Consider the following 14,706-nt stretch of genomic DNA (forward strand, 5'->3'; position numbering starts at 1 on the left):
GCATGGAAGGTCCACGATGTCGCAGCGCGTGCTCACGACAGAGTCCGGCGCCCCGGTCGCCGACAACCAGAACTCCGCCTCCGCCGGCGTCGGCGGCCCGCTCCTCCTCCAGGACCAGCACCTCCTGGAGAAGCTGGCGCGCTTCAACCGCGAGCGCATCCCGGAGCGCGTGGTGCACGCCCGCGGGTCGGGCGCCTACGGCCACTTCGAGGTGACCGACGACGTCACCGGCTTCACCCACGCCGACTTCCTGAACACGGTCGGCAAGCGCACCGAGGTGTTCGTGCGCTTCTCCACCGTGGCCGGCAACCTCGGCGCCGCGGACGCGGTGCGCGACCCGCGCGGTTTCGCGGTGAAGTTCTACACCGAGGAGGGCAACTACGACCTCGTCGGCAACAACACCCCGGTGTTCTTCATCAAGGACCCGATCAAGTTCCCCGACTTCATCCACTCGCAGAAGCGCGACCCGTTCACCGGCAGGACCGAGCAGGACAACGTCTGGGACTTCTGGGCCAACTCCCCCGAGGCCACGCACCAGGTGACCTGGGTGATGGGTGACCGCGGCATCCCGGCGTCCTACCGCCACATGGACGGCTTCGGCTCGCACACCTACCAGTGGACGAACGCCAAGAGCGAGGGCTTCTTCGTCAAGTACCACTTCAAGACGGACCAGGGCATCCGCTGCCTGACCAACGAGCAGGCCGCCGAGCTGGCGGGCAGCGACGCGGACTCGCACCAGACCGACCTGCTCCAGGCGATCGAGCGCGGGGTGCACCCCTCCTGGACGCTGTACGTGCAGATCATGCCGGCGGCCGAGGCGGCGGACTACCGCTTCAACCCGTTCGACGTGACCAAGGTGTGGCCGCACCGGGACTACCCGCTCCAGCGCGTGGGCCGCATGGTGCTGGACCGCAACCCGGACAACGTGTTCGCCGAGGTCGAGCAGGCCGCGTTCTCCCCGAACAACTTCGTGCCGGGCATCGGTCCGTCGCCGGACAAGATGCTCCAGGGCCGCATGTTCGCCTACGCGGACGCCCACCGCTACCGCCTGGGCGTCAACCACACCCAGCTCGCGGTGAACGCCCCGAAGGCGGTGCCGGGCGGCGCGAACAACTACGGCCGCGACGGCTTCATGGCGTCCAACGCCCAGGGCCGTGACGCCAAGAACTACGAGCCGAACTCCTACGACGGCCCGGTCGAGACCGGCCGCCCGCTGTCGGCCCCGCTGCCGGTCTCCGGCCACACCGGCACCCACGAGGCGCCGCTGCACACCAAGGACGACGACTTCTTCCAGGCGGGCGAGCTGTACCGCGTCATGTCGGAGGAGGAGAAGGAGCGTCTGGTCGCGACCATCGCCGGCGGCCTCTCGCAGGTCTCCCGCAACGACGTGGTCGAGAAGAACCTGGCCCACTTCCACGCCGCCGACCCGGACTACGGCAAGCGGGTGGAGGCGGCGGTCCGCGCCCTGCGCGAGGACTGACACGAGCGGCGTCCGGTGTCCTGACGGGGAGGTCGGGACCCGGACGCGTACGCCCCGCGCGGGCGTCGGACGACTCGGATGAGGGGTGGTCGGCCGACGGCCGTGCGGTCAGGGCGAGGACCGCGGTGGGGGTCCCCCGTGTCCGGGCGAGGCCCGGAACCCGGGGGAGTGCGAGCCAGTGCGGTGGTGAAGGTCCCGGGACCCGTCTTCTCGACCAGAGGGAAGACCTTCCGGACCGTCGCACCCACCGCGGTCCCAGCCAAGAACCCGCCTCGCCGACGGCGAGGCCCCCGAACTCCGTCCGGCGGCGCGAATGTCCTGTCGCGCCCAGTCTCGCGTCGTCGGACGGGATCCACCACCGAACACCCTCACCGGCCGGACGGCGCCGGATGCGGACGGTCCCGCATCCGGCGCCGTCCGGCTCCACGCGTTGCGGGGACACGGTACGGGCCGCCTCCGCGGGCCCCGCGCGTCCGGTGCCGTCCGCCTCCGCCGCCCTCCGCCGCCGGGCCGGCGCCGGCGCCGCGGGGTTCCGCCCGTCCGGCACGCGCCGGCAGCGGGGCCCCGGGGTGCGGTGCGGGCCCGCCCGCAGGACTCTGGTGGCATGGAGCACAGCACCCGGCATCCGCACATCGTCGTGCACTCCCCCGCGCTGGACGGTTCCCGGCGCGTCACCGAGGACGACGTGACCCTCGGGCTCGCCTCCCACCTGGACGACGTCGTCGAGATCCTCCGGCTGGCCGACCTGGACCGCATCGAGGTCGAGGAGAGCGACCTGATCGAGTGGCAGGGCGGCGGCCCGGACGACTGGCCCGGCCTGTCGGAGCACGGGGAGGCCTGAGCACCCGCGGCGGCGGGGCGCCCCGGTGAGGCCCCCGCCCGCGTGATCGGCCCCCGCCCGCGTACGGCACGAGGCGTAGGGCCGCTACGGCATGCTCAAATCAAGCTCTGAACCCTGCCCCCGCCTGCATGGGGCACCCCCGCGGGCGGGCACAGTGCCTGACGCGGGGCCCGCCGGCACGGGGGCGGCGGGCACCGTGCGGGACAGCGGGGGCATCGATGGACAGCACGGGAGCGCACCGGCCGGAGCCGCACGAGGTCGCCTGTCTGCGGGGCGGGCCGAGGGCCGCCGTCACGGTCGCCGTCCTCACCCTGCGCCTGCGCGGCGCGGTGGGACCGGCCTGGGGCGGCGCACTGCTGCGCACGACGGGACCGCTCGGCGGTCCGGGAGCGGACCGCGGCGCCGATGCCGACCCTCCGCTGCTGCCGGCCGTGCACGAGGCGCTCCGCACTCCCGCGAGCCTGCGGGACCTGATGGTGCGCGAGGGCGTCGCCCTCGCTCTGATCGACCTGCGGTACGACCTCACGGTGGCCGGGCTGACCCGGATCCGCCTGCCCGGCCGGACCCGGGCCGGGCGGCGCGCCCTGAGATCCCTGCGGGAGCGGCACCCGCTGCCCGAAGGTCCCGAAGGGCTCTCGTCCGAGGACCGGCTGCTCGCGGTGGCCCTGTACGGCGACCGGGCGCTGGCCCGGCTCATGCCCCGCTTCGCGCACGAGGGCGGCCTCACCGGCCGTCGCGGCAGACCCGTCCGGCGGGAGCACGGATCCTCCTGGGACGGCGGCGCGGGCGGCTTCGGCTGCGGCACCGAGTGAGGGCGCGGGTACGGTGAAGGGGCGGCCCTCCCTCCCGGGCGGGCCGCCCCTGTACCGCGGACGGCGGTCGCCTGCCGGCGGACCGCCGGCAGTGGACCGTCAGGCCTTCAGGGCCTTGATGGCCGTCGGTGCGTGGCCGGGCTCGGTGGCCAGTTCCTCGAACTCGACGACGTTGCCGATGTCGTTCGTGCCGGACATCGAGATGTTGGTGACGCGCTCCAGGATCGCCTCGACGACGACCGGGACCCGGAACTCGGCGGCCAGCTTCTTGGCCTCCTCGAAGGCGGCGCCCAGCTCGTTCGGGTCGGTGACCCGGATCGCCTTGCAGCCCAGGCCCTCGGCGACCTTGACGTGGTCGACGCCGTAGACGCCCAGCTCGGGCGAGTTGATGTTCTCGAACTCCAGCTTGACCTGGAAGTCCATGTCGAACCCGCGCTGCGCCTGACGGATCAGGCCCAGGTAGGAGTTGTTCACCAGGACGTGCACGTAGGGGATCCTGTGCTGCGCGCCGACGGCCAGCTCCTCCAGCATGAACTGGAAGTCGTAGTCGCCGGACAGGGCGACGACCGGGGACTCCGGGTCGGCCTTGGCGACGCCGAGGGCGGCCGGGATGGTCCAGCCGAGCGGGCCGGCCTGGCCGCAGTTGATCCAGTGCCGCGGCCGGTAGACGTGCAGCATCTGCGCGCCGGCGATCTGGGAGAGGCCGATGGTGGAGACGTAGCGGGTCTCCGGGCCGAAGGCCTTGTTCATCTCCTCGTAGACGCGCTGCGGCTTGATCGGGATGTCGTCGAAGTGCGTACGGCGCTGGAGCGTGGCCTTCTTCTCCTGCGCGGCGGCGGCCCAGGCGGAGCGGTCGGGGAGCCTGCCGGCCGCCTTCAGCTCCTTGGCGACCTCGACGAACAGCTCCAGCGCGGCCTTGGCGTCGGAGGCGATGCCGTAGTCGGGGGCGAAGATCTTGCCGATCTGGGTGGGCTCGACGTCGACGTGGACGAACGTGCGGCCGGCCGTGTAGACGTCCAGCTTGCCGGTGTGGCGGTTGGCCCACCGGTTGCCGATGCCGAGGACGAAGTCGGACTCCAGGAAGGTCGCGTTGCCGTAGCGGTGCGAGGTCTGCAGGCCGACCATGCCGGCGTTCAGCTCGTGGTCGTCGGGCAGGATGCCCCAGCCCATCAGGGTGGGCACGACCGGGGTGCCGGTCAGCTCGGCGAACTCCACCAGGAGGTCGGCGGCGTCGGCGTTGATGACACCGCCGCCCGCCACGATCAGCGGCCGCTCGGAGGCGTTCAGCAGCGTGATCGCCTTCTCGGCCTGGGCGCGGGTGGCGGCCGGCTTGTAGACCGGCAGCGGCTCGTAGGTCTCCGGGTCGAACTCGATCTCCGTCATCTGGACGTCGATCGGCAGGTCGATCAGGACCGGGCCGGGGCGGCCGGAGCGCATCAGGTGGAAGGCCTGCTGGAAGACGCCGGGGACCTGCGCGGCCTCCAGGACGGTGACCGCCATCTTGGTCACCGGCTTGGCGATGGAGGCGATGTCGACGGCCTGGAAGTCCTCCTTGTGGATCACGGCGGTCGGGGCCTGGCCCGTGATGCACAGGATCGGGATGGAGTCGCCGATGGCCGAGTACAGGCCGGTGATCATGTCGGTGCCGGCCGGCCCCGAAGTGCCGATGCAGACGCCGATGTTGCCCGGGTGCGTGCGCGTGTAGCCCTCGGCCATGTGCGAGGCGCCCTCGACGTGGCGGGCGAGCGTGTGGCCGATGCCTCCGGAGGCCTTGAGCGCCGCGTAGAAGGGGTTGATCGCCGCGCCCGGCACACCGAACGCGTCGGTGACGCCCTCGCGCTTGAGGATCTCAACTGCCGCGCGGGCAGCGGTCATACGAGCCATCGAGTACTCCTGCTTCGGCTGTCTTCTGCTGTCTCGGCTGCCGGATTCGCACTCCGTCGCGCCCCGCGGTGAGCTTCTTCCGTACTTCCGTATAGCGGAAAGTAGTTTCTACGATCTGGAAGCAATGTAAGGGGGTGCCCGGAGGCCGTCAAGGGAGCCGGACGGGGAAGGCCGCCGGAGGGCATGCGGGAGCGCCCGCCGGACGCGGTGCGCGGCGGGTCGTCGAGGGAGCGGCCGGACAGGGACCGGCGTCAGGAGGGTCTGGTAGGCGTGCCGTACAGGGGCAGGCCGGGCGACGGTCGCCACGCGCCCGGCCTGCCCCTTTCGGTCCCGCCCCACACGGCGGGACACACGTCGGGCCCGGTCGGAACCGGGTGTCAGGAAACTTTCCTAACAGAAAAGGAATACTGAAGCTGACCATGTCCCGTCAAGGGAAACGACGGGATGCCGGCGGGATCGGGCGGGACCGTTGACAGGCGTGCGCGGCGGGGCGTACGTATTCCGTCGGCGGCCTGGCGCGGACGTTCCGAACCCGACGCGCTCACCCCTCCGTCCCCGACGGACCCGGGTGCCCCGGCCGTCCGCGGTCCCATGCCGCTTCCCGCCTGTTGCCGCACGCGCACGTCCCGCGACGCGCCCCACACCGCGTCGCGCCGGACGGGCCTGCTGCAAGTCGCCCAGGCGCTGCTCACCTCTGTGTTCGAGGGCACCAACGCGCCCTTCCTCAAGGAGATCAGCATGACGCCTACCCCACCTCCGAGGCCTCCTGCGCGCCCCGGCCGCCGCACCCGGCGGACCGCCGTCGCCGCCGGGACGAGCATCGCGCTGGCCTTGCTCGGCCTGACCGCCGCGGCCGGCACCGCCCCCACCACCGCCCAGGCGGAACCGTCCGCCGCCGTGCCCGCGACCTTCACCGCGAGCGGGGTCCCGAAGTTCGACCACGTCGTGGTGGTCATGGAGGAGAACAAGTTCTACGAGGACGTGATCGGCAGCTCCCAGGCGCCGTACATCAACTCCCTCGCCAAGCAGGGCGCCTCCTTCTCCGACTTCCACGGTGTCGTCCACCCCAGCCAGGGCAACTACGTGGCGCTGTTCTCCGGTTCCACGCACGGGATCAAGGACGACGACTGCCCGCACGACTACTCCTCCGACAACCTCGGCAACCAGCTCCTCACGCACGGACGCACGTTCACCGGCTACTCCGAGGGCCTGCCCGCCGACGGCTCGAAGGACTGCGGGGACGACGGCGACAGCGGGTACGCGCGCAAGCACAACGGCTGGGTCGACTTCAAGAACGTCCCGGCCTCGTCCAACCTGCGCATGAGCCGCTTCCCGACGGACTACTCCAAGCTGCCGGACGTGGCGTTCGTGACGCCCGACCTGACGAACGACATGCACGACGGCACCGTGCGCCAGGGCGACGACTGGCTGCGCAAGAACCTGGACGGCTACGTCCAGTGGGCCAGGACCCACAACAGCGCGCTGGTGCTGACCTGGGACGAGGACGACAGCGACGACGACGTCAACCACATCCCCACCCTGGTCGTCGGCGCCCACGTCAAGCAGGGGTACAAGTCCAAGGACCGCGGCGACCTCTACTCGCTGCTGCGCACCCTGGAGGACATGCACGGGCTGCCGGCCCTGGGCGAGGCGGCCTCGCGCCGGCCGCTCACCGGCCTCTGGGACGACGGCGGCTCCACACCGCCCGGCTCCTCGGACGACCTCGCGCTGAACCGGCCCGTCAAGACCTCGTCCGCCGAGAGCAGTTCCCTGTCCGGGGCGAAGGCCGTGGACGGCGACCCGGCCACCCGCTGGGCCAGCAAGGAGGGGACCGACCCGCAGTGGATCCAGGTCGACCTGGGCGCCGACACCGACATCAACCGGGTGAAGCTCACCTGGGAGGACGCCTACGCCAAGGCGTACACGGTGCAGACCTCCCAGGACGGCTCCTCCTGGTCCACCGTGTACTCCACGTCGGCCGGTGACGGCGGCACCGACGACCTCACGGTGAGCGGGCACGGCCGGTACGTGCGCGTGAACGGCACCAAGCGCGGTACGTCGTACGGGTATTCGCTGTACGGCTTCGAGGTGTACGGCAAGGCGAGCACCTCCACCCCGCCGCCGGCGGAGTCCGGCGCCGACCTCACCGACCCGGCCAAGAAGGAGATCGCGATGGAGCTGGTCTCCAGCGCGGAGAACTCCTCCCTGGACTGGAAGGCCCAGTACACCTACATCGAGGACATCGGCGACGGCCGCGGCTACACGGGCGGCATCGTCGGCTTCTGCTCGGGCACCGGCGACATGCTCGACCTCGTCGAGCACTACACGGACCTGAAACCGGACAACGTCCTAGCCCCGTACCTGCCCGCGCTGCGCAAGGTGAACGGCAGCGACTCGCACTCCGGGCTCGGCTCGTCGTTCGTCTCCGCCTGGCACACCGCGGCCAAGGACGCCCTCTTCCGGCAGGCGCAGGACGACGAGCGCGACCGGGTCTACTTCGACCCGGCCGTCGCCGCGGCCAAGGCCGACGGGCTCCAGGCGCTGGGGCAGTTCGCGTACTACGACGCGATCGTGATGCACGGCCCCGGCGACGACGCCACCAGCTTCGGCGGCATCCGCGCGACCGCGCTGCGGCACGCGAAGCCGCCGTCCCTGGGCGGCGACGAGACGGCGTACCTCAACGCCTTCCTGGACGCCCGGGTGGCGGCCATGAAGACCGAGGAGGCGCACAGCGACACCAGCAGGGTCGACACCGAGCAGCGCGTCTTTCTGAAGGACGGCAACCTGCGCCTCGACCCGCCGCTGCGCTGGAAGGTCTACGGCGACCCGTACGAGATCGACGGCTGACCCGGCCGCCCGCAGGGCCCGCCGGCCACCGCGCCGGCGGGCCCCTGACCGCGCGAGACCCCCCACCACGGGCCAGGCCCCGAGAGGACACCCCCCGCCATGTACATCTCATCGAGCCGGGCGGCGACCCCGCGCTCCCCCGCCCCCGGAACCGGCTCCGGCCACGATCCCCGCGCCGCCGACCCACCAGCCCCCGCCGCCCCGCAGGCACCCCCGGGTGCGGGGCGCCGGGCGCGCGCGACGGCCCGGGTCTCCCCCACCGTGCTCGCGCTCGGCTCGGTCAGCCTGGTCACCGACGTCTCCTCCGAGATGATCACCGCCGTGCTGCCGATGTACGTCGTCTTCACGCTGGGCCTGAGCCCCTTGCAGTTCGGCGCGCTCAACGGCATGTACGTCGGCGTGACCGCCCTGGTCCGGCTGGCCGGCGGGCACGCGGCGGACCGCTGGCAGCGCCGCAAACTGGTGGCGGGCAGCGGCTACGCCCTCTCCGCGGTGTGCAAGCTGGGCCTGCTGGCGGCGGGCTCCTCGGTGCCGGTGCTGGGCGCGGTGATCGCCGCCGACCGCACCGGCAAGGGGCTGCGCACCGGCCCGCGCGACGCGCTGATCTCCCTGAGCAGCACACCGGCGACACTGGGCCGCTCCTTCGGCGTGCACCGCGCGCTCGACACCGCGGGCGCCTTCCTCGGCCCGCTGGTGGCGTTCGCCCTGCTGCTGGCCACGCCGGGCCGCTACGACACCGTGTTCGTGGTGAGCTTCGGCATCGCCGTCCTCGGGGTGCTGATGCTCGCCCTGCTGGTCCAGGAGCGGCGGGCGCCGGTGACGTCCGGGGAGCCCGAGCGCCGGGCCGGCCTGCGCGACGTGCTCGCGCTGCTGCGCCACCGCGCCTATCTGCGGGTGGGGCTGGCCGCGGTGCTGCTGTCCGCGGTGGTGATCGGCGACTCGTTCGTCTACCTGCTCCTCCAGGAGCGCCTGGGCGTGCCCGAGCAGTACTTCCCGCTGCTGCCGCTGGGCACGGCGGGCGGCTATCTGCTGCTCGCGGTGCCGGTGGGGCGGCTGGCCGACCGGGCCGGGCGGCTGCGGGTCTTCGCCGCCGGCCACCTCGCCCTGCTGACGGGCTGTCTGCTGCTGTTCCTGCCGTGGTCGGGACCGGCGCCGGTCGTCGTCGTGCTGGCGCTGCACGGGGTGTTCTACGCGGCGACGGACGGCGTGCTGATGGCTGCCGTGGGACCGCTGGTGCCCGAACGGCTGCGGGCCGGCGGCCTGTCCCTGATCCAGACCGCCCAGTCGGTGGCCGCGCTGGCCTCCTCGGTGCTGTTCGGGGCGTGCTGGACGCTGTGGGGGCTGCGGACGGCACTGGCCGCCGCGCTGGCCGCGCTGGCGGTGGCGAGCGTGCTCGCGGTGTGGATCCTGCCCTGGCGCGCCGAGCGGCCGGGCCCGGTGACGGCGGACGAGCGCGCGGAGGTCACCGGATGAGCACCAGGGCGAGGCTGCTGGCCGTCGTCGCCGCCGTGCTGCTGGTGGCGGGCGCGAGCACCGGGTACGTGTGGCACGTGCGCGGCGGCGCGGGCCCGGGCACCGCGGGCGGCGCGGTCCGGCTCGACGCGGCCGGGCGGATCCTGTTCCGCAACACCGCGCCGGGCGCCGGGTTCGGCAAGGTGGCGACGGTGCCGCTGGACCGGCCGGGCGCCGGCCGCACGGTCGGCGCCACGCGCTGCGACCGCGTCTACGCGGCGCACGGCACGGGTGTGTGCCTGCAGCGCACCGGTCCCGTCCCGGGCACCTACGTCACGGTGCTCGACCGCGAGCTGCGCCGGGTCCGCCGGGTGCGCACCGAGGGCTTCCCCAACCGGGCCCGGGTGTCGGCGGACGGGCGGATGCTGTCGTGGACGATGTTCGTGCGGGGCGACTCCTACCTGCGCGACGACTTCTCCACCCGTACCGGCGTGCTGGACACCCGCACCGGCCGGCTGACCGGCGACATCGAGCGGATCCCGCTGACCCTGGACGGCCGCCCCTACCAGGCCGCCGACGTCAACTACTGGGGGGTGACGTTCGCGCGGGACGACAGCACCTTCTACGCCACGGTGCGCACCGCCGGCCGCACCTACCTGGTGCGGGGCGACTACCGGAAGTGGACGGCGCGCACCCTGCGGGAGAACGCCGAGTGCCCGTCGCTGTCGCCGGACGGGACCCGGCTGGTGTTCAAGAAGCGGGTCAACGCCGGCAGCGGACGCCCGTGGCGGCTGTACGCGCTCGACCTGGCCACGATGCGCGAGACACCGCTCGCCGAGGCCCGCAGCGTCGACGACCAGGCGGCCTGGCTCGACGCGCGGACCGTGATGTACGCGCTGCCCCGGCACGGCGGCGGCTGGGACGTGTGGTCCGTCCCGGCCGACGGGAGCGGGGCGCCGCGCCTGCTCATCCGTGACGCGAGTTCTCCGGCGGTGCTGCCGCGCTGACGGCGGCGGGGGCGGTGTCCGGTGCCGGGCCGGTGCCGCCCCCGCTGTGGCCGCGGCGCAGTTCGACCTTGCGCACCTTGCCGGAGACCGTCATCGGGAAGGAGTCCAGGACGCTCAGCCGGCTGGGGATCTTGTAGTGCGCCAGCCGGTCCCGGCAGAAGGACCGCACCTCGTCAAGGGTCGGCGGGTCGTCCTCGTCGAGCGGGATGACGCAGGCGAGGACCTCCTCGCCGTACCGCTCGTGCGGCACGCCGACGACCTGGACGTCGCGGATCTTGGGGTGGCCGTACAGGAACTCCTCGATCTCGCGCGGGTAGATGTTCTCGCCGCCGCGGATGATCATGTCCTTGATGCGGCCGGCGATCTCCACGTACCCGTCCTCGCGCATCACGGCGAGGTCGCCGGTGTGCATCCAGCGGCCGGGGTCGACGGCCTCGGCGGTCCGCTCGGGCTCCTCCCAGTAGCCGAGCATGACGCTGTAGCCGCGGGTGCACAGTTCGCCCGCGGTGCCGCGCGGGAGGGTGACGCCGGTGGCCGGGTCGACGACCTTCACCTCCAGGTGCGGCAGCACCCGGCCGACCGTGGCGGTGCGGTGTTCGAGGTCGTCGTCCACGCGGGTCTGCAGGGACACCGGGGAGGTCTCGGTCATGCCGTAGCAGATGGAGACCTCGGCCATGTGCATCTCGGCGACCACCCGTTTCATCACCTCGACCGGGCAGGGGGAGCCCGCCATGATGCCGGTGCGCAGGGTGGAGAGGTCGTACCCGGCGAAGCCGGGGAGGCCGAGTTCGGCGATGAACATGGTCGGGACGCCGTACAGCGACGTGCAGCGTTCCCGCTGGACGGCGGCGAGGGTGGCCTCCGGGTCGAAGGACGCCGCCGGGACGACGATGCACGCGCCGTGCGAGGTGGCCGCGAGGTTGCCCATCACCATGCCGAAGCAGTGGTAGAAGGGCACGGGCACGCAGATGCGGTCCTGCTCGGTGTAGGCGACCAGTTCCCCCACGAAATAACCGTTGTTGAGGATGTTGTGGTGGGAGAGGGTGGCGCCCTTGGGGAAGCCGGTGGTGCCCGAGGTGTACTGGATGTTGATGGGGTCGTCGCAGGACAGCTCCGCCTCCCGCGCCCGCAGTTCGTCCGCGTGGCCGGGTGTGCCGCCGGCGATCAGCTCGTCCCAGGTCGGGTCGCCGATGTAGACGGTCCGGGTCAGCAGCGGGCAGTTGCCCCGAACCTGTTCGACCATCGCCCGGTAGTCGCTGCTCCTGTGCCGCGCGGAGGCGAAGAGCAGGCGTACGCCGGCCTGTTTCAGGACGTACTCGGCCTCGTGGGTGCGGTAGGCGGGGTTGATGTTGACCATGACGGCGCCCACCCGGGCGGTGGCGTACTGGACCAGGACCCACTCGGCGCAGTTCACGGCCCAGATGCCGACCCGGTCGCCCTTGGCCACGCCGGTCGCCAGCAGCGCGTGCGCCAGCCGTTCGACGTCGGCGGCGAACTCGGCGTACGTCCAGCGGCGGCCCGAGGGCACGTCGACGAGTGCCTCGCGATCGGGCCAGGCGGTGACGGTCCGGGCCAGGTTCGCACCGATGGTGTCGCCCAGCAGGGCCGTGCCGCCGGTCCCGTGGCTGTACGAGAGTGCCGGACTCACCGGAAGTCCTCCTCGCGGTACTCGTGGTCGGAACCCTGGGCCGTGGCCTCGCGCAGTTCGATGCGGCGGATCTTGCCGGAGACCGTCTTGGGCAGGTCGCCGAACTCCAGGCGGCGCAGCCGCTTGTAGGGGGCGAGGACCCGGCGGGAGTGCTCGAAGAGGACCTCGGCGGTGCCGGGTCCGGGCTCCCAGCCCTCGGCCAGCACGACGTACGCCTTCGGTACGGCCAGGCGCAGTTCGTCGGGGGCGGGCACGACGGCCGCCTCGGCCACCGCCTCGTGCTCCAGCAGCGCGCTCTCCAGCTCGAACGGACTGATCTTGTAGTCGGAGGCCTTGAAGACGTCGTCGGAACGCCCGATGTAGGTGAGATAGCCGTCCGCGTCGCGGGAGGCGACGTCGCCCGTGCGGTAGTAACCGCCCGCCATCGCCTCGGCGGTGCGGTCGGGGTCGCCGTGGTAGCCGGCCATCAGGCCGACGGGCCGGGCGGAGAGGTCGAGCGCGACCTCTCCCTCGTCGGCGCCCGGCGCGCCGGAGACCGGGTCGAGCAGTTCGACGCGGAAGCCGGGGCTGGGCCGTCCCATGGAGCCGGTCTTGAGCGGCTGGCCGGGGCTGTTGGAGACCTGCACGGCCGTCTCGGTCTGCCCGAACCCGTCGCGGACGGTGACCCCCCAGGCCCGCCGGACCTGCTCGATGACCTCGGGGTTGAGCGGCTCGCCGGCGGCCACGGCCTCGCGGGGCGGGGTGCCCAGCAGGCTCAGGTCGGCCTGGATGAGCATGCGCCACACGGTCGGCGGGGCGCAGAAGGTGGTGACGCCGGCCCGGTCCATCTCGGCCATCAGACGGGCGGCGTCGAAGCGGGTGTAGTTGTGGATGAAGACGGTCGCCTCCGCGTTCCACGGGGCGAACAGGTTGGACCAGGCGTGCTTGGCCCAGCCCGGCGAGGAGATGTTCAGGTGCACGTCGCCGGGCTTCAGGCCGATCCAGTACATGGTCGCCAGGTGCCCGATCGGGTACGAGGTGTGGGTGTGCTCGACCAGCTTGGGACGGGCGGTGGTGCCGGAGGTGAAGTAGAGCATCAGCGGGTCGTCGGCGAGGGTGGGGCCGTCGGGGAGGAACTCCGCCGGGGCCGCGTGGACGTCCTCGTAGGGCTCCCAGCCCTCCTCGGGCAACCCGCCGACCGAGATGCGAGTGTAGGCGCCGGGCACGTCGGCGAACTTGGCGGTGTCCTGGGCGCGCACGACGACGTGCTTGACCCGGCCGCGCTCCACGCGGTCGCGCAGGTCGGCGGGGCCGAGCAGCGGGGTGGCGGGGATGACGACCGCCCGCAGCTTCATCGCGGCGAGCGCGGTCTCCCACAGTTCGGCCTGGTTGCCGAGCATCACCAGGACCCGGTCCTCGGCCGCGACGCCGCGCGAGCGCAGCCAGTTCGCGGCGCGGTCGGAGCGCTCGGACATCTCGGCGAAGGAGACGCGGACCTCGCTGCCGTCCTCCTCCACGATGTGCAGGGCGGTGCGGTCGTTGTTCTCGGCGATGACGTCGAACCAGTCCAGCGCCCAGTTGAAGTGCCCGGGGCGGGGCCACCGGAACCCGGCACAGGCCGTGGCGTAGTCCTCACGGTGTTCCAGCAGGAAGTCCCGTGCCCCGCGGAAGGTCTCCGTCGCCGTCGTCATCTGTCCTCCATGTGCGGTCCGGCATCCGGACCATTGCCGTGCGGCTCCGCTCCATCGTGTAATCCGTGATGCAGGTCTCACTACCCCCGAACGGGGGTGTGGTGAGCGCGGGACCGTGACGAAGGGGCGAGCGGGTGACGGCACAGGCGTCCGGGGCGGCGGAGATCAGGGGAGCGCTGGTGGCGCTGCGGCGGGCGACGGGTCTGCCGGTCGCCTTCGGCGGCCTGGTCGAGCCGGGACGGCCGCGGGTGCGGATCAGCGAGCTGACCGGCACGGCGACGCCCGCGCTCAGCGCGCTCGCGGTGACCGCCGGCAACGGGCTCGGCGGCCGGGCGGTGGCGCTGGCCCGCCCGTGCGCGGTGACGGACTACTCGCTGTCCCGGCAGATCAGTCACGAGTACGACACGGCGGTGGCCGCGGAGGGACTGCGCTCGGTCCTCGCGGTACCGGTGGTGGTACGGCGCCGGGTGCGGGGCGTGCTGTACGGCGCCCTGCGGACCGCCCAGCCGCTCGGTGACCGCACGCTGAACGCTGCGGTGGCGGCGGCCCGCGACGTGGAGCAGGCGCTGCTCGTACGGGAGGAGGCCCGCGAACTGCTGGCGGCGGCCGCCGCACCGGAGGCCGAGACCGAGGGCGCGCAGACCGCCGGGCCCGGCTGGGCGCAGGTGCGCGAGGCGCACGCGGCGCTGCGCGCCCTGGCCCCGCGGATCACGGACCCCGCCCTGCGCGCCGAACTGCTGCAGGCGTGCGGCCTGCTGACCGCGGCGCCCGCTCCTCGGCCGGGCGTGCGCCTGGCTCCCCGGGAGGTCGACGTCCTCGCCTGCGTGGCCGCGGGCGCGACGAACGCGGCCACCGCCGCCCGTCTCGGCCTCGGCACGGAGACGGTCAAGGCCTACCTCCGCTCGGCCATGCGCAGGCTCGGCGCCCACACCCGGGGCGAGGCGGTGGCGGCGGCCCGCCGGGCGGGGGTGCTGCCTTAGAGCTGCGAACAAGAGAGGGTTCCGATCAGCGGGCGGTGTCCGGTGCGTGCGATCGCCAGGCGCCGGGAGGCCCTGGTAGCGCCGC

General features: G+C 72.8%; 9 protein-coding genes and 2 pseudogenes. 8 read left to right on the forward strand and 3 right to left on the reverse strand.

Annotation, left to right across the window (positions count from 1 at the left end):
- Positions 1–16: 16 nt before the first annotated feature.
- The 3 genes from AC6I72_RS06220 to AC6I72_RS06230 all read left to right on the forward strand — a co-directional run bounded on the left by AC6I72_RS06220 (position 17) and on the right by AC6I72_RS06230 (position 3,133).
- Positions 17–1,480, forward strand: a complete 1,464-nt coding sequence (locus tag AC6I72_RS06220) for a catalase (RefSeq protein WP_497999858.1) — start codon at positions 17–19, stop codon at positions 1,478–1,480.
- Positions 1,481–2,084: 604 nt separating this feature from the next.
- On the forward strand, positions 2,085–2,321 hold the full coding sequence (locus tag AC6I72_RS06225; RefSeq protein WP_497999859.1) for a hypothetical protein: 237 nt from the start codon (positions 2,085–2,087) through the stop codon (positions 2,319–2,321).
- Positions 2,322–2,539: 218 nt separating this feature from the next.
- On the forward strand, positions 2,540–3,133 hold the full coding sequence (locus AC6I72_RS06230) for a TIGR04222 domain-containing membrane protein (RefSeq protein ID WP_497999860.1): 594 nt from the start codon (positions 2,540–2,542) through the stop codon (positions 3,131–3,133).
- A gap of 99 nt (positions 3,134–3,232) precedes the next feature.
- Here the strand turns inward: AC6I72_RS06230 and gcl are convergent, their stop codons facing one another.
- On the reverse strand, positions 3,233–5,017 hold the full coding sequence (gene gcl, locus AC6I72_RS06235) for a glyoxylate carboligase (protein ID WP_497999861.1): 1,785 nt from the start codon (positions 5,015–5,017) through the stop codon (positions 3,233–3,235).
- Between the two features lie 954 nt (positions 5,018–5,971).
- Here gcl and AC6I72_RS06240 point away from each other — a divergent pair.
- The 4 genes and pseudogenes from AC6I72_RS06240 to AC6I72_RS06255 form a co-directional block, all read left to right on the forward strand.
- Positions 5,972–7,084 (forward strand): annotated as a pseudogene (locus tag AC6I72_RS06240) (alkaline phosphatase family protein); the annotation flags it as partial.
- A 75-nt stretch (positions 7,085–7,159) separates the two neighbouring features.
- A pseudogene (locus AC6I72_RS06245) lies at positions 7,160–7,864 on the forward strand (chitosanase); the annotation flags it as partial.
- Between the two features lie 99 nt (positions 7,865–7,963).
- Positions 7,964–9,337: an MFS transporter gene (locus AC6I72_RS06250; RefSeq protein ID WP_497999862.1), complete on the forward strand. Its 1,374-nt coding sequence runs from the start codon at positions 7,964–7,966 to the stop codon at positions 9,335–9,337.
- On the forward strand, positions 9,334–10,323 hold the full coding sequence (locus AC6I72_RS06255) for a TolB family protein (RefSeq protein WP_497999863.1): 990 nt from the start codon (positions 9,334–9,336) through the stop codon (positions 10,321–10,323). Before AC6I72_RS06250 ends, AC6I72_RS06255 begins: the two co-directional genes overlap by 4 nt.
- On the opposite strand, the gene AC6I72_RS06260 is transcribed toward AC6I72_RS06255, so the two are convergent.
- Positions 10,283–11,971, reverse strand: a complete 1,689-nt coding sequence (locus tag AC6I72_RS06260) for an AMP-binding protein (protein WP_497999864.1) — start codon at positions 11,969–11,971, stop codon at positions 10,283–10,285. The two genes, AC6I72_RS06255 and AC6I72_RS06260, sit on opposite strands and share 41 nt — an antisense overlap.
- Complete coding sequence (locus AC6I72_RS06265) at positions 11,968–13,641, reverse strand: AMP-binding protein (protein WP_497999865.1); 1,674 nt, start codon at positions 13,639–13,641, stop codon at positions 11,968–11,970. The genes AC6I72_RS06260 and AC6I72_RS06265 overlap by 4 nt, the downstream gene beginning before the upstream one ends.
- 134 nt (positions 13,642–13,775) lie before the next feature.
- Between AC6I72_RS06265 and AC6I72_RS06270 the strand changes: the two genes are divergently transcribed.
- Positions 13,776–14,621: a LuxR C-terminal-related transcriptional regulator gene (locus tag AC6I72_RS06270; RefSeq protein WP_497999866.1), complete on the forward strand. Its 846-nt coding sequence runs from the start codon at positions 13,776–13,778 to the stop codon at positions 14,619–14,621.
- Positions 14,622–14,706 lie beyond the last annotated feature (85 nt).

The sequence above is a fragment of the Streptomyces sp. Xyl84 genome, from assembly GCF_059731885.1.

Coding starts and splice junctions, on each gene's coding strand:
- gcl (WP_497999861.1), bottom strand. CDS start 5,017: ATGGCTCGTATGACCGCTGCCCGCGCGGCAGTTGAGATCCTCAAGCGC.
- AC6I72_RS06265 (WP_497999865.1), bottom strand. CDS start 13,641: ATGACGACGGCGACGGAGACCTTCCGCGGGGCACGGGACTTCCTGCTG.
- AC6I72_RS06225 (WP_497999859.1), top strand. CDS start 2,085: ATGGAGCACAGCACCCGGCATCCGCACATCGTCGTGCACTCCCCCGCG.
- AC6I72_RS06220 (WP_497999858.1), top strand. CDS start 17: ATGTCGCAGCGCGTGCTCACGACAGAGTCCGGCGCCCCGGTCGCCGAC.
- AC6I72_RS06255 (WP_497999863.1), top strand. CDS start 9,334: ATGAGCACCAGGGCGAGGCTGCTGGCCGTCGTCGCCGCCGTGCTGCTG.
- AC6I72_RS06230 (WP_497999860.1), top strand. CDS start 2,540: ATGGACAGCACGGGAGCGCACCGGCCGGAGCCGCACGAGGTCGCCTGT.
- AC6I72_RS06250 (WP_497999862.1), top strand. CDS start 7,964: ATGTACATCTCATCGAGCCGGGCGGCGACCCCGCGCTCCCCCGCCCCC.